Consider the following 19,675-nt stretch of genomic DNA (forward strand, 5'->3'; position numbering starts at 1 on the left):
GTTCCGCAAGTCATTCGCTGCCAACGACGCGAGATTGGCGATGAGCGTTCGCTTGCCGAAAAAAGGCGAGCGAAGCTTCCTGGTCTTGAGGAAGTCATCTCACATTTGTCTGAAGAATATCGTTGACAGCGTGATGGTGCCATCGATAGATGTAATAGTCGTTTGCCACTTCGACCGAGGGGAGGATCGCCAATGCTTATCCGAAGAGCTTGGGTTGCCGTCGCCTGCTTGGTCACGCTGGGCGCAACGGCCAAGGGGGCCGATGTTGCCGGGGGGCAGAAGGAGCCGGCCCCCTCAGCACGCGACGCCCGGTCGCTGGCCGCCCGGATCGACGCGGTGCTGGCCGCGCGGTGGGCCGACGCCAAGATCAAGCCGGCGGCGGTCGCCGACGACGGGGAGTTTCTCCGTCGGGTCAGCCTCGACCTGGTCGGCAAGATTCCGACGGCCGCCGAGGCCCGTGACTTCCTCGACGACCCGAGCCTGGACAAGCGGCAGGCGCTGGTGGAACGGCTGCTCGACAGCCCGGCTTACACGACGAGAGCCACCGAGCTCTGGCGGCAGCTCTTGCTGCCCGAGGCCGATACCGAGGACCAGGCCCGCGTGGTCGCTGGGAGCTTCGAGGCCTGGCTGCGGCGGAAAGTGGTCGAGGAGGCCGGCTACGACCGGATCGTCCGCGAGATCCTGACCACCAAGCTCAACGACCGCAATACCGAGGCGATGGCCAGTCGGCTCGACCCGTCCCCGGCCGCCTACTACGTCGCCAAGGAGGGGAAGCCCGAGAACCTCGCGGCAGGCGCGGCCCGGGTCTTCCTCGGCGTCCGTCTGGAATGCGCCCAGTGCCATAACCACCCGTTCGCCGCCTGGAAGCGGGACGACTTCTGGGGCTTCGCCGCCTTCTTCGCGGGCGTCCCCTCCCCGAATTCCGACGGCACGGCGGCGGTCCGCATGCCCCGCGACGCTCCCCCGCTCCGCGAGTTGACGATCCCGGGGACCAAGAAAATCGTCAAGGCGGCCCACCTCGACGGCTCGAAGCCGGACTGGCGGCCCCGGGCCGAGACCCGCGAGATCCTGGCCGAATGGATCACCGCACCCCAGAATCCGTATTTTGCCAAAGCTCTCGTCAACCGCGTCTGGGCCCGCTTCTTCGGCGTCGGCCTGATTGAGCCGGTGGACGACCTCGACCTCGAGTCCGACCCGGAGTTCGGCGGCCTGGTCAACGAGTTGGCTGTACAGTTCCGACTCCATGATTACAACTTGAAGTACCTGATCCGCGTCCTCACGGCGACGCAGGCCTACAACCTCTCCAGCATCGCCGCTCCGAGTGAGTCGTCCTCGCCGATGTTTGCTTATATGCCCGTGCGCGGGCTCTCGCCCGGGCAGCTCTTCGACAGCCTCAGCCAGGCCACCGGGGCCGACGCGGCGGGGGCTCGGGGGCGGTTCCTTGACCTCTTCGCCAACCGCGATGAGCGGGCGACCGAAGCGCAGACCACGATCCTCCAGGCCCTGACGATGATGAACGGCAGCCACATCGCGGGGGCCACCAACCCGGCGACCGGCGAGGTGCTTGGGGCCGTGACCAAGGCCCCCTTCCTGGACACCCCGGGCCGGATCGAGACCCTCTATCTCGCGACCCTGACCCGCCGGCCGAAGCCCGAGGAACTGGCGCTTCTGACTCGCTACGTCGACCGAACGGAGAGCCCCGAGGAGCGTGCCAAGGCGCTCGCCGACGTGTTCTGGGCCATCCTGAACGGGCCCGAGTTTCACCTCAATCATTGAGGAACGAAAGGGACCGGCCCGCCCGGCTGGTTCCGCGCGATCGATCGGATTGATCCCGTCTTCCGCCTGTGACCCGTGTCTCGCTTTCTTGGGACATAAGAAATAAGGGGATGCCGCCATGAATCGCCCGCGCCCGACTTACCAGGTCCCGCCATTGACCCGAAGGCAGGTGCTGCGGTTGGCTGCCTTGGGCGCCCTGGGCGCATCGTCCTCCGGCTGGATCGAGACCCTGGCGGCCAACACGGCTGCGGACCCGAACCGCCGTAAGTCTTGCATCTTGCTCTGGATGACGGGGGGGCCGAGCCAGACGGATACGTTCGACCCCAAGCCGGGCCACGCCAACAGCGGCCCGTTCAAGCCGATCGAGACGACGGTGCCGGGGATGCTCCTCGGCCCGCACCTGCCGCAGCTCGCCCGCCAGGCGAAAGACCTCGCCCTGGTCCGCTCGATGAGCTCGAAGGAAGGGGATCACGGCCGCGCCACCTACTATCTGAGGACCGGTTACCTGCCTCAAGGGCCGGTGCGCCACCCGACGCTCGGCTCGCTCGTCGCCAATGAGTTCGAGGATAAGTCGGCTGAGTTGCCCGGGTTCGTGAGCATCTCGCCGTTCCGCGCGTTCAATCCGGCGGCCTTTGGGGCGGGTTTCCTCGGCCCGAAATGCGCTCCGCTGATCGTGGGCGAACGGCCTGTGGGCGGCGGTGGCGGCGGTGATGCCTCGACGCAGCCTTCGTTGCGGGTTGAAGACCTCGACGCGCCGCACGACATCAATCGAGCCCGGGCCGACGACCGGCTCCAGTTGATGCACACGTTGGGGAGCGACTTCCTCGCCTCCCGCCCCGGCCTCGCCGCGCTCAGCCATCAGGACGCCTATCAGCGGGCCGTCAAGATGATGCGGTCGTCGGCCGCCAAGGCGTTCGAGCTGGATGAGGAACCGGCCGCGCTCCAGGACGCGTACGGCCGGAACCCGTTCGGCCAGGGGTGTCTGCTGGCTCGCCGGCTCGTCGAGCGCGGGGTCCCGTTCGTCGAGGTGACGCTCTCGTCCGTCGACGGCTCGATGGCGTTCGGGTGGGACACGCACCAGCAGAACTTCGACGCGGTCGAGAAGCTCAGCGGCGTCCTCGACGCCGGCTGGGCCACCTTGATGACCGACCTCCGCTCTCGCGGCCTGCTCGACTCAACCTTGATCGTCTGGATGGGCGAGTTCGGCCGGACCCCGAAGATCAACGAGAACGCCGGCCGCGACCACTTCCCCAACGCCTGGTCGACCGTGCTGGCCGGCGGCGGGATCCGAGGCGGCCAGGTGATCGGCGACACGGGGGCCGACGGAGAAGAGGCCAAAGACCGCCCGGTCATGGTCCCCGACCTGCTCGCGACCGTCGTGCGGAGCCTCGGAATCGACCCGATGAAGCAGAACGTCGTCGACACGGGCCGGCCGATCCGGCTCGTCGACCCGAAGGCCAACCCGATCAAGGAACTCCTCGGATGACGTTTGCGACCCCTTGCGTGGCCCTGGCGCTCGCCCTGACCGTTACCGCGGCGGCTGGTCCTCCGGAAGAGGCTGCGAAAACTGAGGGTGAGGCGGAACGGAACGTCGTTTTCCTCGGCGAGGAGCGGCCGGTCTTCCTGCGCCTTCGGGTCATGGCTGGCGACCGGCCGTTCGACGCGGCCTGGCTCGACTCGATCCGGACCATCCACGCCTGCCTCGACCTCGACGGTGACGGCAAGCTCACCGAGAAGGAGGCGGATCGGGGGGCGCTCGCCGCCCTCGTGCGGCTGGCGACCGGGGGGGCCACGACCTTGCTCCGTGGCGAGCTTGACGTTCACCCGAAGGACGGCGTCGTCTCGATCGACGAGCTGGCTGAAGCCCTCAGGCCGGTCATCGGCCCGTTCCGCGTCCAGGTCGGCCGGCTCGCGATCAACCGCACGGACGCCCTCTTCGACCACCTCGATCGCGACAAGGACGGTGCGCTCACCCGGACGGAACTGGCCGCGATCGCCGGGTCGCTTCGTCGGCTCGACCTCGACGACAACGAAATGATCAGCGCCACCGAGTTGGAGCCGTTCAATAGCCCGACCGCCATGGCCGTGGCCGGGAACGCGGCCGATCGCCAGGCGCGCCTCATCGCCGTCCCACCGGTCGTCGAGTTGGTTGCGGGCGTGTCGTCGCTCCGCCTGGCCCGGCTCCTGCTGAAGAAATACGATAAAGGACGGGGCGACGTCCCTGGCCGGCCGGATGGCAAGCTTTCTCCCGAAGAGTTCGCCATCGACCCTGACGCCTTCGCCAGCGCCGACGCGAACCACGATGGAGCCCTCAGCACGGAAGAGCTGCGGAAATTCCTCGCCCAGGCCCCGGTTGACCTCGACCTCGAGATCAACCTTTCGCCCGACGCCTCGGGCTCGGGCTCAGGCCCGGGTCGGGCGACGACCCGCATCCGGGGCGATGGGGGGCTGGCCAAAGGGACGGAAGTCCGCCAGCTTGCCGACGGCGACGTTGAGATCGCGGTTGGCCGGATCCGCCTGGACATCCACGTCGACCAGGGAGACGCGGTGGCTGAGAACGCCCGGCGCATTTACCAGAGGCTGTTCAAAGCGGCCGACGCCAACAAGGACGGCTACCTCGAGGGCAAGGAGCTGCCGGCCGAGAACAATGATGCCCCGGTGCAGGTGCAAGTTCAGGGGCAAGTTTCCCCCCTGGCCGGTCTGGTCAAGGTCATCGACCGTGACGGCGATGGGAAGCTGTATGAGAAGGAGCTCATGGAATTCGCCGATCGGCAGAGCGAGGCGGCGCGGGGCCGGTTGGTCCTTACAGCCTCGGACCAGGGTCGGGCGATCTTCGGCATCCTCGACCTCGATCGCGACCGTCGCCTCAGCGCCCGCGAGGTGATGCGGACCGTCGATCGAATCACGTCATGGGACGGCGACTCCGACGGCCGGGTCACGGCCGACGAGATTCCGTACCACTTCCAGGTCAACATCGCCCGAGGTGAGCTCACCGGCCTGATCGGTGGCGGTGGAGCGGGGAATAACGTGGTTGCCCCTCAGGCGATGATGGCCGCCCCCAAACCGGCCGCACTCACCGCCGGCCCCGACTGGTTCCGCCAGATGGACCGCAACCACGACGGCGACATCTCCCGCCGCGAGTTCCTCGGCCCCCGCACGGAGTTCGACCGCCTCGACCGAGACAAAGACGGCCTGATCGATGCCGAAGAGGCCGAGGCGGGCGCGGGGGCTGCCAGTCGTGGGAATGCCGGCCCGTAAGGTGGCGATTTCACCACGAATTTCACCGAAGACCACCTCAGCCCCAACGGGGCAAAAACCAGCCAGCGCCTTCGATTTGCATCCCATTCCCCCCCCTGGGACCGCGGGCGGGTCGCCCAATGGCACTTACTTTCGCCAATCCTGCAATAAGGGGCACCTCTGGCACGATTTTTGCGCCATGAACTCCTATTTTTTGGGAGTACCTCGCATGAACCATGACCAGGAATCACCCGCTGTCGTCGATTTGGGTGAGGCGGTTCGGATGTTCCATCGCTTGGTCCCACCGGATGTCCTGCATGCTCAGAAACCGCCCACGCTCTCGACCGTGTTCACGCCTTGGGTCGTTGTCTGGCTGATGATCTATCAACGGTTGACCTGCAATGCAACGATGGCCACCGCTGTGGGAGAGTTGGCTCGATTAAGTGCAGATGTGCTCCCTGATAACAAGCGGGCCCGTGAGAAATCGTTCTCGGCCAACACGGGTGGGTTTTCGCGAGCGCGAGATCGGCTGCCCGTGGAGATGGCTCAACGGGCGGCTGACGAGGTTTCTGCAGCCTTAATCGCCAAGTCTCCGCCATCGGTGAAAGGGCGTAACGCGTTTCTTGTGGACGGTTCCACGCTCTCTTTGGCACCCACTGACGCCTTGCGCAAAACGTATCCGCCGGCCCGCAATCAACACGGAGAATCGCACTGGCCGATCCTCCACTTGGTAGCGGCCCACGAGTTATCCAGCGGTGTGACCGTGCGTCCGGAAGTGGGGGCAATGTATGGCCCGGCCGCGATTGGCGAAGTCCCATTGTCGGCCGGTTTGATGCCGCGACTTCCGGTTGGCTCCGTGTTGATCGCCGACCGGAATTTTGGCGTCTTCGCGTTCGCCTGGTTAGCCTGGATTTCTCACCAGGGATTGAATCGGGCTGCCTTGCGTGTCATAGGTGGAATTGCGACAACCACTTTTGACACCGAACCAAGGCAGCCCGATGGCTACAGAGTGTAACTCGACTTACCTCGACTTTTCCATCCTCGGTCACCGCCAAGTGCTCGCCGATTTTGACGGGGGCGCCATCTCTTCCGACGGCGGTGCACTTCTGCTCCGTCAGATCGAAGCCCGCACCGGGATCATCCGCCAGTTCGCCGCCTGCTTTACCGACCATCGCGATCCTGACCTCGTCGAGCACCCCCTGGAACACCTCCTGGCCCAACGCGTCTATGGTCTGGCCTTGGGCTACGAAGACCTCAACGACCACGACGATCTCCGCTGCGATCCGTTACTGGCCACCGTCGTCGGCAAGACCGATCCCACCGGCCAGGACCGGCCACGGCTCCGCGATCGCGGCAAGCCGCTGGCTGGCAAGAGTACCCTCAACCGCTTGGAACTGACCCCTGTCGGGGCCGACGGACAGAGCCGTTACAAGAAGATCACCTGTCAGACCCATGAGGTCGAACGGCTCTTCGTTACCCTCTTTCTTCAGGCCCACAGCCGACCCCCCGAGCGGATCGTTTTGGACCTCGACGCCACCGACGACACGGTCCATGGCCGCCAACTTGGCCGCTTTTTCCACGGCTACTACAAGGGATACTGCTATCTCCCGCTCTACATCTTCTGCGGCGACCACCTGCTCTGTGCCCGGCTGCGTCCCTCCGACATTGATGCCAGCGCCGGCTCGGTGAAGTCCCTCAAGCGGATCGTCTCGCAGATCCGCCAGGCGTGGCCTCAGGTGAAGATCCTGATCCGCGCCGACAGCGGGTTCTGCCGCGAGGAGATCCTTCGCTGGTGTGAGGACAACGGCGTGGATTACCTGATCGGCCTGGCCAAGAACACCCGGCTGACGGCGGCGATCGCGACGGAATTGGCCCAAGCACGCCAGCAATTCGAGGCGACGAAACAGCCGTCCCGGGTCTTCGCCGAGTTGCGTTATCAAACGCAGAAGACCTGGAGCCGAGAACGTCGGGTGGTGGCCAAGGCCGAGCATCTGGGCAAGGGGGCCAACCCGCGGTTCGTGGTCACGTCGCTCACGGTCGAGGAACGAGCGGCGCCGCCGCTGTACGAGCAAGACTACTGCGGTCGCGGTGAGATGGAGAACCGGATCAAGGAGCAGCAACTCCATCTGTTCGCCGATCGGACCAGTGCCCACACGATGCGTGCCAACCAGATCCGGCTGTTCTTCTCCTCGATCGCCTACGTGTTGCTGGAGGCGTTGCGGCGGCTGGGGCTGGCGGGAACGGCGATGGCCGAGGCGCAGTGCCAAACGATCCGTCTGAAGCTCTTGAAGATCGGGGCGTTGGTGCGGGTGACGGTTCGCAAGGTGTGGGTGAAGTTCTCGAGCGGTTGTCCGTATGCGGAAGTGTTTCGGCGTGTGCACACCAACTTGGCGCGGTCGGGGCCCTTGATCCCGAGGTGCTGAAACGAGGAGACCCAGTCAAATGAGGCGGGAAAGCCCCTCCCTGAGGAGGGGTGAGGATCGGGGTGCGCCCCCGCCTGGGCGCGGGGGCCTGAGGAACCAGGTTCGCGTTGGCGTGAAGAGGTCCGATCAGGTCCACGCCGACGTGATGAGCAAGCGGGAGACCACGCAGGCCGCGGGTGGCGGGGGCGAGCCGTCGAAATCGTCGAGCGATCGGACCCCGAAAGAATAGGGTGAGAAATCCAGGTTAGCCAACCAGGCGGGCCACGACTTCGTGTTGCGGTTGACTGAGAAGCGATTTCGGTCGATGGTGCGCCAAGGGAAAGCCCAGGGCAAGGACCAGTGGGAACTAACTTGGCAGCCCAACCGCTGGGAACGCAAGTCGAACCCACAATGGCCGGCCGATGCAACGCTGCGTGTGTGGTTGCACGAGGTTCGAATTTCCGAGAAGCTGACGCTGTGGCTTGTGAGTCGGCTCCCTGACGAGGGGTGCGAGCTCGCCGCGATCTATGGCCAGCGGCAAAATATCGAAACCGATCTGCGTGATTTGAAGCGGACGCTTCGCTTGGAAGAGATGCGTGGCCGATCCACGGAGATGGTCGCGAAGGAACTGGCCTCGGCGACAGTGGCCTATAACATGGCGAATCTGATTCGCCGGATGGCTGCGGCTCGGGTCGAGATCGCGCCGCGGCGATTGAGCTTCAACCGGGTATGGTCGTTAGTGAAGGTCTTGCTCTTGGAGTCGTTGGATACCACGGACCCCGCGAAGATCCAAGAGCGGATCGACTTGGTTCTGAGGATGTCTGGCCAGTGTAAGCTCGCGAATCGCCCTGGCCGACACTACCCGCGTGAGGTGATCGCCCGCCGCAGAAAATTCCCACTGCGACCACGCAAACGCGGTCTGAAATCGAGAAAGTAAGTGCCATTGGGCGACCCGCCCGCAATTCTATTGGTTTTGTTTAGGCAAATTTTTTAATTTATATAATTTAATTTGTTTGAATGAATAGAATTGCGGGCGGGTCGCCCGCGGTCCCAGGGGGTATGTCCGTATTCGATCGATACCCCTGGAAAACCTTTCGATGTCGGTGTCGATTGCAGCCCCGAAGGGGCGACCGTTTCTAGCCAGGGGTGAAACCCCTGGAAACAGGATGAACTCAAATCAATATGAATTGCAGCCCCGAAGGGGCGACCGTTAAAGGCGTCAGGCTTATTCAAACGGTCGCCCCTTCGGGGCTGCGGAGACCTCATCTGCCGCGTCTCTTCCAGGAGTTTCACCCCTGGCTAGAAACGGTCGCCCCTTGGAACGCTGACGAAACGACTTCCCAGTACCGAACCACCCGTTCCCACAGAAATCAGGAAGTTGTTTCGTCAGCGTTCCAAGGGGCTCCCAGAAAGGAATTGCAAAATTATGAGGATAATTTTGTTTAAATCATATCCAGGGGCTTGCGCCCCTGGCTATTAACGGCCGCCCCTTCGGGGCTCCCAGAAATCTACCATTCGACGGTAAACGGATTTAGGCGTTCGCGTCCAGGATTGCCTGGGTCCGCTCCGCGTCATCGCTCCGAACAAGGTCGATCACTACCACGGCCGGGTTCCCCCCCAAGGATATCGCGTCTTCGTCCACCCGGTGGGGGATCTTGTTGTCCAGGAGCAGGCGCCGGACCCGATCCAACTGCGAGACAGGAACCATGATGTAAGGCCCCGCAGTGCCGTCGGTCGAGACCCGAAGTGGTCGCCGTGTGGTTGTATCGATCATGTCAGTAGCCCCCTTCAAGGCTTGGGGTCAGTCTCCCAAAAGCGTCATCGAGCGACCCCTCTCATGAAACTTCAACCAGCATGATGATAACGCGTTTGGTGAGGGTTGGGCAGCCGGGCGAGGGGCAACCTTCGTTCCGGTTGGTAATTGCAGCCCTGGAGGGGCGACCGTCAGCATCAGGCCAATACCTTTGCGGGTCGCCCCTTCGGGAGCAAGAATTCTGCGGATTTGAAACGGCGTTGGGGGCCGTCGTGCTCACTCACTCACGGCACCTGCCGGTTGAGCTTGAGCAGCAGGCGTTCGGCGCGGAAGACGATTTCGACGTCCTTGTCTCTGAGGGCGTCTTCCAGGACCGGCACGGCGACGGGTCCGAGGTCGAAGAGCTGGGTCTCGGCCGTTTCGCGGGCCTTGGGTGCGGGATCGCCCAGCTTTTGCACGAGTTCTCGGGCCTTGTCCTGGAGGCGGGGGTCGATGCCGTGCATGACCAAGGCGGCGGTGCGGACGAACTTCTTGGGGCTGGGGAAGACGTCGAGGAGTACGGCGTCGTCGATCGCGTCGCGTGAGAAGTGAGCCAGGACGATCAGGCCGTCCGGGGCGAACAGGGCCTCGCTGTACTGGCCGAGCAGGGATTCGATCACCTCGTCACGCAGGCCCTGCGCAGCCAGGCGCCGGGTGTATGAGTCGCGGGTGAGCTCGCGGTAGGACGGGTCCGAGGCCTTCAACGGCTTCGAGAGCGTGAGCTTGACCGGAGGGCCTTCGATCACGGCCCCCTTCTTGCCCGAGTCTTCCGCGAGCCGGGCGGCCGTGGTGATGAAGAGGCTGCCGTCTTCAGTGACGCGGTAGCTCAGGCCGATCGTCCCGAGCACTTCGGCCAGGGCGTCGCGGGCGGCGATGTTGGGCGCCTTCAGGCTCATCGTCTTGCCGAGGTCGACCTCCTCCTTGATGAGCGTCTTATCGTCCAACTCGTAGCGGACCCGGGCCTGGCCCGTGACGAGGTCGAGGACCTCCTTGCGAGGGGCCTGCTCGACGTTCACGTTGATCGGCCGGTTGAGGATCTGGTCCACGCGAGCCCGGACATCCGCGTCCCCTTCCGCCGGCAACGGCTTGGGCTCGTCCTTCTCCTTATCTTTGTCCTTCTCCTTCTTCGCGTCGGTCTCAGCCTTCTCGAAGACCTCGTTGGCCTTCTCGGAGGCCGGCTTCTTTTTGCGTTCCTGCTCCTCCTTTTCCTTGGCCTTCTTGACCGACCCCTCATCCTTCCCTTCCGGGGTGGCCGAGGGGAGTTCGTCGAGCCAGCCGACGCGATAGCCGCCGTCCGTGGGGGCGATTACGGCGACGTCGAGGAGTTTCAGCCCGGTCAGGTTTTGCAGGGTGTACTCGTCAGGCCCCCCCCGAAGCTTGAGCGGGATCGGGATGGCGAGCTCGGTGTCGTAGGCGAGGAACCGCTCGGCCCGCGACTCGCGCTGATGGTAGAGAGCGGACTCGACCTTGCGGAGCTGGGGGAGCCAGTGGGCTTCCGGGAGAAAGCCGAGGGGCACGCCGGCGGCGAGGGCCTTGGTCAGGTCGGACTTGAACCATTGGATCCGCCCTGCGCGTTCGCTCCCGGGCGGCCAGTGGGCGACGAGCGTCCCTTTCTTGACGCGGAGGTCGATGTCGAGGTCGCGGCTCGGCTCGCCGAAGAACTGGACGACCGAGATCGGCGCGATCGGGAACTTGCCGACCAGCTCCTTGCCTTCGAGCTTCGGCCGGCTCGTGCCGACGACGCCGGGCATCGCGTTCTTATAAACACGCGTCCCGTTGAGCGTGAGCTGGGCCGGGCTGGTGACCCAGATCGACCAGTCGTAGACCTCGATGGCCGGCTGAGGCTTGTCGTCCTCCGCAAGGGCGGCCGGCAACCATGCGCCGATGAGGCTGAGCGCGAGCAAAGGGGCGAGCCGGAACGAGAACGATCGGCCGAGAGACTGACGCATGATGATGGGTCGACTCATTTGCCGCTCCCGGGTTTCGTGGTCGTATTCGTGGGCGTGGGTGTCTTCGTGTTCTGCGGTTCGGGGGAACCCGGTTTCGCGGCGTCGGCGGGAGCCGTCTTGGCGGCGACCTCAGTCTTTGTCGGCGGCGGCTTTCGGAAGAGGCGGGCGTTCGCCCAGATGACGCGGTCGCCCGTGTCCTGGTCGGGGCCGAAGTCGATGAGGAGTTTGAGCTGCTTGGCTTTTGCGACCGGCAGCGAGAGCTTGACGGGGGGGGCGTCGGCCCGGAGGTCGGGGTTGGCGTAGATTTCCTTGCCGTCGGCGAAGACGCGGCAGTCCACCCGCCCCAGCTTCTTGGCGTCGTCGTCGAACCCGACGACGGCCTCGAACGTGGTGTACTCGCCGTTCAGGTCATACGTCAGGGCGGATCGGGAGTGGACGGCCAGGCCGTGTTCATAGGTGATTCCGTCCACCTTGAGCGGAGCGCCGGCGAGATTGACGTCCTTGCGCCAGGGGGAGCGGCGGGTGAAGAAGGGGGTCTCGTCGACCCGGCTCGGTTCGAGGTCCGACAGGTAGGTCATTTGCCCCCCTTGGAACCGGACGCTACGGACCTCGGCGGCGGGGAGGTCGAGGCTCTGGCCCCAGGCGGTCTCGATCTTCCAGGTCTTGGCCTCCAAGGTCTTCCAGAGGCCCGAGACGACAATGCCGCCGGCCATCGAGAAGGTCGGGCGCAACCCGTCGGGCCGCTCGGGCTCCGGCCGCGCGGCGAGGACCAGGCCCTCTACCTGCTTGAGGGGAAGCGACCGGGTCTTCTCCTGGAAGTGGAAGAGCAGCTTGTCCTCCTTCGTCCCCTCGGCGATGCCCGGGATCGCCACGATCTCGTCGTCCTTGGAACGCGCCAGGAGGAGGTCCTCGGTCCCTCGCGTTCGGAGCCGCTTGGCGAACGACTCGGCCGACTCCTTATGCTCGGGAAGTCCCATGTAGATCCCGATGACGCGAGCGAGCGGGACGGTCAGGCGGTCTCCCCAGGGGGTCTGGAGGCGTAACGAATCTTCGCCGAGGCCCTCGAACTTGCCGAAGAGCTGTTCGTCGCCGGTCAGGTAGACGCGGGCGTCGAGCGAAGGGGCAGGGGCTGTCGGGTCGACGGCGAGTTTGGGGTCGGACCGTTTGTCCGACTTGATGGTGGCGTTGGCATTCTGGCCGTCGGCGTAGGTGATGTTGACGGTCAGGTCCTTGCCGTTGAGGTCGCCGGCCGGGGGCTCCAGGAACAGGTCGGCCCAGGTCTCGGTCCCAGCGCGGCGGACGACCAGCGGCCAGTCGCGCGAGTCGGAGGTGTCCAGCCGCCAGGCGGCTGGGCCCTTGTCGGTCTGCGCATTGATCGTGACTTGCTTGATGGCTGCCGTCCGCAAGTTGGCGAGGGTCAGGTGCAAGTCGCAAATCCCGTTCGGCTTGGGCTCGACCTTGGGGATTTTCGCAGGGGTCACCGTCCCCGGCGGCGGCGCGAGGACGTCGTCCGTCTTGGTGTCCGACTTCGCTACGGCTCCGTCCTTGGGCGCTTCCAGGCCGGGCCTGGTGAAGTCCAGGTTCGGTTGGCCAAGGACGCGGCCGGAGAGGGTCAAAGCCTTCTCGAACGCGATCCCTTCCACCTCATCCAGCGGGACCCGCGCCTTGGGCTCGACCTTCGGCGGTGGCGTTGGCTTGGGGGCTTCCTTGGCGTTGGCGTCTTTCGGTTTGTCCTTGGCGTCTTCCTTGGGCTTGTCCTTGGTGTCTTCCTTGGGCTTATCCTTGGCGTCTTCCTTGGGCTTGTCCTTGGTATCTTCCTTGGGCTTGTCCTTGGTGTCTTCCTTGGGCTTGTCCTTGGTGTCTTCCTTGGGCTTGTCCTTGGTGTCTTCCTTGGGCTTGTCTTTGGCGTCGGTGTCCTTTGCCTTTTCGGTGGCGTTCTCCTTGACCGGGGATCCCCCCGTCTCCTTCTCGGCCTTGGCCTGGTCCGGCTTTGCCGCCTCGGTGGCGGGCGGGGAAGCGGCTCCTGCCGGTTTCGCCTCGCCGGGAGTGGCTGCCGCCTTCGGGCCGGGAGTGGTCGGGGGCGTGGCGGGAGGGGCGACGGGAGGCGGGCCGCCGACGATGAGCTTGCCCCCTTCGAGGGCGGTCGGTTCGCCGTGGAAGATTTCGCCGAAGACGGTGCGGACTTCGGTCCCGAGGCCGTTGATGCGATCGGCGCGGACGGTCAGGTCGCGGAGGACGATGTCGAGGCCCTCGGCCCCGTTGCGGTTAACGGCGAACAGCTTCACGCCCGCGATATCGCCTGCGCCCAGCTCGATCTGCCCGAGGTAGCGGCCTGATCCCGACTCGCCGTCGAGAACGTGGTAGCGGACGGTCGAGCCCTCGCGCTTGAGTTCCAGCCGGAACGCCTCTCCCTTGGCCGGGAAGGTCTGACGCGGCAGCTTGGGAGGCTTGCCGCCCGGCTGTGGCATCCCCATCCCCTGCATGGCCATCATTTGCATCTGCATTTGCATCTGCATGCCCTGGGGACCTTGGGCGTTGCCTGCCTTGCCGATCGAGCGGTAGACGTTCGCGCCGGTGGTCTCGACCAGGCGGACGAGCGTGGCGTCGGGCTGGTCGACGTTCTGGGTCGCGATCGCCAGGCCGACCGCCGTCCCATCATCCTGCGCGGGCTTGGGGAGCTTGCGCACGACGAAGTTGGCCGTGATCGTGAAGTTGCCGCCGAACTTCAGCGTCTGCGGCGTTTTCCAGCCGGTCTCGGCCTCGCCGGGCGCGAGCGTGATGTGTAGGCCATCATCCTCGCGCTTGACCTGCTTCTTCTCGCCGTACGACTCGGCATCGAGCGTCGCCTGCTCGATCTTCTTGGCGTCGAGCGGTCGGGAATATTCGTGGACGTCGCCGGTGAGGAGACTGACCCAAAGCAGAACCACGCGGTGCATCGCATGCCCTCGATCGATGAACGCCGCGAGCTGGGCCACCTCCCTTTGAACGGGGCCGAGCGACGGGCGGGCTTGGGTCGGGCCGCCTTCAACGGGCGGCCATGTTGTGTCGGGAACGAATCTTTGGCAGTCCCGGAGGGGCGGCCGTCTCTATCACCAGGGGTGCAACCCCTGGAAACAGCGGATCGACATTTTTGTGATTTGCAGCCCCGAAGGGGCGACCGTCAGTATCAGGCCAACACGTTTGACGGTCGCCCCTTCGGGGCTGCGGTAAAACGAAACAGGTTTTGGGCATTTGTCGTTTTCAGGGGTTTCACCCCTGGCTATTAACGGTCGCCCCTTCGGGGCTGCAAGGGATCCGATTGCTGGGGGAGGAGGACACAGGTTATGCATGTTTTTTTAGCCCCGGAGGGGCGACCGTATCTAGCCAGGGGTGAAACCCCTGGGAAAAACGGATCGACATTTTTATGATTTGCAGCCCCGGAGGGGCGACCGTCCGAACCAGGCCAACACGTTTGACGGTCGCCCTTTCAGGACTAAAAAACCTGGACATGATCGACTGTGTGGCGGTTACCAACCTGCCGGGCATCAAACCCGGCAGGTTCGTCTTCGTCAGGTCAGATCAGGGGGTCTCGTCCGCTTTCGTGGGGGCGCTCGACGCCTTCGCCTGGGCCGACGAGCTGCTCTTCTCTTCGGCGAGGCGACGGTAGTAGCGTTCGAGCACGGTGCGGTACTCGGGCGGGAACCCTTCGGACATTGATTGGAGGATGCGGTCGCGCTCGCGGCCCGAGAGCTTGCCCCAATCTTTGCCCGTATCGCTTGGGTTGAGAAGGGTGCCGATTCCGCCCGAGCCGCTGCTGATGGTCGAGTCGGCCATGCCTTTGTTCGGGTTGTTGCGCTTCATGCCGCTCTTGCAGGCCTGGCATTGCTTTTCCAGGGAGGCGATGAGCTCGTCGAGGTCCTGGACGATCGCCTTCTGTTCGGTTTGGACCGGCTTGCCGGTTTCGGTCCGGTTCAGCTCGTCGGTGACGTTGGCCATCTTCAGGGCGATCGCCGCCGCCGGCGGATCGGCCGCGAAGGCGGGTTGGAGCAGACACGACATCAGCGCGGAGGCGCCCAGGATGCGGATGTTCTGTCTCATCATCACCTCGTTGGTCTTGGGGGATCAGTAAGAGAAGTCGGGTCAAATTACGTTACGGTTACGTTACGTCCACAGTCTGCCCCTCTCGACTTTTTCCGTCGAAAGGGCCGGGTCATCAAATCAAGGGTTGTCGTCGGGGTTTTCCAGGCGCTCGGCGATCTTCGCGAGCGACTCGCGGATCTCATCTTGGGAGGCTTCGAGGGCCTCGACTTCACGACGGAGGGCGGGGGGCAGTTCGGAAATATCGGGCCGGGACTTATCGACCCCCACCGTGTCGTCATTGAGCCGGGACTGGAGCATCCGGATCATCTTGAGCTCGGCGACGAGTCGGTTCAGCTCGCGTTCGCGTTCCCGCAAGTCCGAAGGGAGCGGCGAGCCGGGGGGGGGCGGGGTGCCGGGAGGGAGGCGGCGGATCGCCTGGAGCAGGCCGAGCAAGTCTTCCTCGACCCGGATTTCCAGGGCGATCGTGCGAGGGGCGACGTCACCCGCCTTCAACCAGCCTTCGATGTTCCGCATCTCGCGGCCGAGGACGCGGAGCGTCGTGGGCAGGGCGATGCCGAACTCGGTCTCTTCGACCAAGGCAAGCAAATGCTCGGTCCGCTCGCCCAGCTCGGCCTCTTTCTTGGAGAGGCCGGACACCGCGATTAGCGCGGTCCGCGACTTCTGGAGGACGCGCGGGGCTTGCGCTTGGGTCGTCTCGCGGATCGCGGCCTGAAGCTCATGCATCTCGGTGAGCTCGGCGACGAGCCGCGCTTGCAGCTCCTTGCGGAGCTCGACCAGCAGCTTCTCGACGGCCTGCGCGAGTTCCTCACGCGACTTCGTCAACGCCTCGAGCGCGGCCGACTGGTTGTCGGCCGCCGGCTCCGCTGCGGTCTGGCCCAGGCCCTCTTCGGCGGTCCGCATCGACCCGCTCGCGCGGATCAGGTCTTTGCGGAGGGCGACCCCGGTGTCTCCCAACCGGGCTGAGACTTCGGAGAGCGTGTCGGTCGCGGCTCGGTTCTTCGATTGATCCCCCTGGCGGCGCTTGAACTCGCCGTCGGCGATCGTCTGCTTCGATTGGGCGACCTGCTCGTCGAACCGGGTGAGCTCCTGGCCGATCATGGCGAGGGCCTTTTCCTCGGCTTCGACGGCCGCGTCGACGTCGGTCCCTTCGAGCAAGCTCACGGCGTCGCCCAGGTGGGCGTCGGCCCGGCGGAGGTGGGGGGGCTGAAGGTCCGCGAACAAAGGGTCGGTGGCGAGGGCGTTCGCCGTGTTCCGGATCTTGACTTCACGCTCGCGGATCGCGGCCTTTGCCTCTTTCACGGCGTCGCCGTTCGGGGGCGCGTTCTTGGTGTCGGCGACCAGAGCCTTCTGGTCGCGGGCGAGGGCTTCGAGGTCGGGCCGGCGGGCGGCCAGGCGGTCCAGCCCTTTCCGCTGCTCGATGGCGAACCGGGACCAGCCGAGCTCGCGTTTTTCTTCCTTGACGATCCGATCGAGCTGGCTGAGCGCTTCGCGCATCTGGCGGAGTCGAGCCACCTTGAGCTGGAAGTCGAGGTCTTCGGCCAGCAGCAGGTTACGGAGGTGCTCGAGCTTCGCGACGAGTTCGCGGACCTCGGTCTCGGCCTTGCTGAGCTGCGCGTCCTTCATGAACTTATGGGTCTCGCGCATCTGGTCGAGGATCTGCTCCTCACGCGAGAACTTCAAGGCCAGGCGGAGCCGGGAGGCGTTCTCTGGTTCGAGGCCGCGAAGCGCCTCGGAGAGCCGGAACATCCGCTCTTCCAACTCGGTCATCTGGGCGGCGACGTTCTCCTGGGTGAAGCCGATCGAGTCGCGTTCGGAGGCGGTCGCCTTCTTGGCCTGCTCCTTCTCCTTCGCCATCTTCTCGTCGTCGGCCTTCTGCTTTTCGTCGGCCTTCTTTTCGTCGTCAGCCTTTTTCTTCTCGTCGTCGGCCTTCTTGTCGTCAGCCTTCTTATCGTTGGGCTTCTTGTCGTCAGCCTTTTTATCGTCGGCTTTCTTGTCGTCAGCCTTTTTGTCGTCAGGCTTCTTTTCGTCGGCCTTCTCATCGTCGAAGACGCTGGCCGCCTTGGCTGCGTCTGGCTTGGCTTGCGCTTGGGCCAGGCGGGGCATGACGTGGGTTGCCGTGGCGATCCAGAGGAAGAGAGCCAGGCGGCCGGCCGTTATTCCTGGGCGGCGATGCGTGCTAGGGCTTTTCATCGAAAACCTCCTGCGTGCGCGACTCCCGGGCTTTTTCGGCGGCCTGGAGGACATTTTGCTGCATTTTAATGACTTCGGCCACCTGATTCACGACGTCGACGAAACTTTCCCATTGAGACATCTGGTCGAGGATGATTTTCATCCCGGCCACGACCTCTCCGTGGAGGCGGCGGACCGACTCGGCGTCGGCCCCTGCCTTCGGGGCGGTCCCGGTGAGCGATTGCAGGACGCTGCGCAGTTCGTTCACCGTGCCGGCGTTGAGGGCGCGGATCGGGTCGATCACCCCTTCCTGGAGCAGGCGGTGTGATTTCGGGGACCCGACCTGGTTCAGCTTCATTTCTTGCAGGGTGTCGGCAATTCGCCCCGCGATCAGGTCGAGCTGCCGCGACCCGTTGTTGAGGCCGCGCATTGCGGTCGCGTAGTCGTCGGCCGAAGGGGCGCCGCTCAGGGCGGTGGCCCGCTTCTCGGCCGCCTCGTAGAGCATGACGAACTTCGCACGCTCGGCGCGCTGGCGGATCAGGATCTCGTAGAAAAGCTCGTCGGGAGCGACGACCTGGAACTGGAGCGCGGCCGATCGGCCCACCTGGACCCCCCGGGCGCACTTGTCTTCGGCCTCGGCCACAAACCGGAGGATCGTCCCGAGCGGGGGCGGGTCGGCCTGCAACTCGACGTCGTGCCGAGCCTGGTGGTCGAGCACCGCGCGGGCCCCATCCGTCGTCAGCGGCAGCAAGACCGTCTTCTTTGTTGTCTTTGGTTCGCCTTTGTCCTTTTCCTTTTCCCCGGCGGCCGTCGTCCGCTCGAGCTGTAAGCGGACGGCGGAAAGGCCCAGGTCGTCCGTCGCGTTGAGGGAGAGCGGGATGGTCGCGACAGGCGTGACGTGGGCGCCGACGCCGAGGGCCCGAAGCGCCACGCGGGGCTCGCGGTCCTTCAGCAGCCCGATCGAGAAGAAGGCAGGCTTCGAGGTCAGGCCGGTCGCCTTTGAGGTGAGCTGGATCTCCAGCGTGATTGCCTCGCGGAGCGTCCAGCGGGCGGTGAACGTGCTCGCGTCGACGCGGTTGAGCTTCGGCGGCTGTCCGGGGTGGACGGTGAGCTGGGCGTCGGCGATCGGCTCGCTGCCGACGAGGGTCAGCTCCACCTCGGTGTCGGGGAGGAAGACCGGGTGCTGGGCGCTGGCGTCGATCGCCCGGAACTCGTTGCCGGGGGAGCCCGGCTCCTTGACCCGCAGCTTGGTCGCCGCCAGCGAGGGGCGGTCGACCCGGTCCACCTTCACCGGCCCGAGCCAGTCGTCTCCCCCGGTCAGGTCGAACGTGGTCGACGTCGACGACGGCGGCAGCTCGTAACGGAAGAGCGAAGGGCCGGTCGCGACCATGACGGCGTCACGCACCGCCCCCTTGGCCGCTCGTTCCCGAACTCGCACCGCCTTGGGGACTTCCGGCGTTTTGGGCAGGCTCCGCAAGATCAGCGGTTCGCCGCGTCCCGAGACGATCCAGTGCCCTTTGCGCGGTTCGACCGAGGCCAGGTCGGCCCGGACCTCCAGCGCGAACGTCTCGTCGCGGGGGGCCAGGATCCGGTTGCGGTCGCCCAGGCCCACCACGCTGAGATACGTCCGTTGCGGCCAGCGCTCGGTGGACCCTTGCAGCCAGCGGGCCGCGCTGAGCCGGGCCGCTTGAGGCGCGATCAGGGCGAACGCAGTGGGGACGAGCAGGGCCGCGAGCAAAGCGGCGCTGCGCTTGAGCGTCCGCCCTCGGTTCCAGAGCGAGGCCCAGTCCGAAGCGGCCAGCGCCTCGCTGGCCTGGCGGACCGCCAGCCGGATCATCGCCGGCGAGACGGATTCCTCCGACTCCCCCAATTGGTCGGGGAGCTGGAGCACGTCGGCCACGCGCCCTCCTGTCCCCGGTCGGAACCGGTCGAGGGTCACCGCCAGCGAGAGGTCGTCGAGCCGGGCCGCCCGCCAGCCCCGGAGGGCGCGGAGGATGGCGAACGGGACGACCCCGATCAGGACGGCCGCCAGCAGGATGAGCCGGGCAGGCAGGTTGAGGCGGAACCACCAATCGAGGAAGACCAGCAACGCGGCCGTCGCCACCAGGGCGACCGCCGCGTCGAGCGCGAACTCCAGGGCCATTTGCAGTTGCAACCGCCGGCGCAGCCGTGCCAGGCGCGACCGCAGAAGCGCCTGCTCCTCGCGAAGCGAACCCAGGCTCGTGTTGTCGGTCGCGGTCGTCACGGTTCGTGGTCTCGATAGAAAAAAT

At 65.3% G+C, this 19,675-nt stretch carries 12 protein-coding genes; 6 read left to right on the forward strand and 6 right to left on the reverse strand.

Annotated features, from left to right (window positions below; translation table 11 throughout):
• The first annotated feature begins 192 nt into the window (after positions 1-192).
• The 6 genes from SINAC_RS19505 to SINAC_RS19535 all read left to right on the forward strand — a co-directional run bounded on the left by SINAC_RS19505 (position 193) and on the right by SINAC_RS19535 (position 8,352).
• Positions 193-1,776, forward strand: coding sequence for a DUF1549 and DUF1553 domain-containing protein (locus SINAC_RS19505; protein WP_015247325.1), 1,584 nt, complete (start codon positions 193-195; stop codon positions 1,774-1,776).
• A gap of 118 nt (positions 1,777-1,894) precedes the next feature.
• The gene (locus SINAC_RS19510) at positions 1,895-3,262 is read left to right on the forward strand and encodes a DUF1501 domain-containing protein (protein ID WP_015247326.1); all 1,368 of its coding nucleotides are present in this window, start codon (positions 1,895-1,897) and stop codon (positions 3,260-3,262) included.
• Positions 3,259-5,034: an EF-hand domain-containing protein gene (locus SINAC_RS19515; protein WP_015247327.1), complete on the forward strand. Its 1,776-nt coding sequence runs from the start codon at positions 3,259-3,261 to the stop codon at positions 5,032-5,034. The genes SINAC_RS19510 and SINAC_RS19515 overlap by 4 nt, the downstream gene beginning before the upstream one ends.
• A gap of 208 nt (positions 5,035-5,242) precedes the next feature.
• On the forward strand, positions 5,243-6,028 hold the full coding sequence (locus SINAC_RS19520; RefSeq protein WP_052334754.1) for a hypothetical protein: 786 nt from the start codon (positions 5,243-5,245) through the stop codon (positions 6,026-6,028).
• Entirely contained in the window at positions 6,012-7,436 is a 1,425-nt protein-coding gene (locus tag SINAC_RS19525) for an IS1380 family transposase (protein ID WP_015244773.1), read from the forward strand. Before SINAC_RS19520 ends, SINAC_RS19525 begins: the two co-directional genes overlap by 17 nt.
• A 304-nt stretch (positions 7,437-7,740) precedes the next feature.
• On the forward strand, positions 7,741-8,352 hold the full coding sequence (locus SINAC_RS19535; RefSeq protein ID WP_044147214.1) for a transposase: 612 nt from the start codon (positions 7,741-7,743) through the stop codon (positions 8,350-8,352).
• Between the two features lie 594 nt (positions 8,353-8,946).
• On the opposite strand, the gene SINAC_RS19540 is transcribed toward SINAC_RS19535, so the two are convergent.
• From SINAC_RS19540 to SINAC_RS19565, 6 genes are all read right to left on the reverse strand, one after another.
• On the reverse strand, positions 8,947-9,189 hold the full coding sequence (locus tag SINAC_RS19540) for a hypothetical protein (protein WP_015247328.1): 243 nt from the start codon (positions 9,187-9,189) through the stop codon (positions 8,947-8,949).
• Positions 9,190-9,452: 263 nt separating this feature from the next.
• Positions 9,453-11,174 carry a hypothetical protein gene (locus SINAC_RS19545; RefSeq protein ID WP_015247329.1) on the reverse strand — a complete coding sequence of 574 codons (1,722 nt, stop codon included), beginning with the start codon at positions 11,172-11,174 and terminating at the stop codon, positions 9,453-9,455.
• Positions 11,171-14,131 (reverse strand): NPCBM/NEW2 domain-containing protein, encoded by a 2,961-nt coding sequence (locus SINAC_RS19550; protein ID WP_157579440.1) that lies wholly within the window; start codon positions 14,129-14,131, stop codon positions 11,171-11,173. The genes SINAC_RS19545 and SINAC_RS19550 overlap by 4 nt, the downstream gene beginning before the upstream one ends.
• A gap of 583 nt (positions 14,132-14,714) precedes the next feature.
• Positions 14,715-15,236, reverse strand: coding sequence for a hypothetical protein (locus SINAC_RS19555; RefSeq protein ID WP_237722876.1), 522 nt, complete (start codon positions 15,234-15,236; stop codon positions 14,715-14,717).
• Positions 15,237-15,353: 117 nt separating this feature from the next.
• Positions 15,354-17,426 carry a DUF4175 family protein gene (locus SINAC_RS19560; protein WP_015247333.1) on the reverse strand — a complete coding sequence of 691 codons (2,073 nt, stop codon included), beginning with the start codon at positions 17,424-17,426 and terminating at the stop codon, positions 15,354-15,356.
• A complete protein-coding gene (locus SINAC_RS19565; protein ID WP_015247334.1) occupies positions 17,413-19,650 on the reverse strand; it encodes a hypothetical protein in 2,238 nt (745 codons plus the stop codon). The genes SINAC_RS19560 and SINAC_RS19565 overlap by 14 nt, the downstream gene beginning before the upstream one ends.
• Between the last annotated feature and the right edge of the window lie 25 nt (positions 19,651-19,675).

The organism is Singulisphaera acidiphila DSM 18658 (assembly GCF_000242455.2).
Lineage (GTDB): Bacteria > Planctomycetota > Planctomycetia > Isosphaerales > Isosphaeraceae > Singulisphaera > Singulisphaera acidiphila.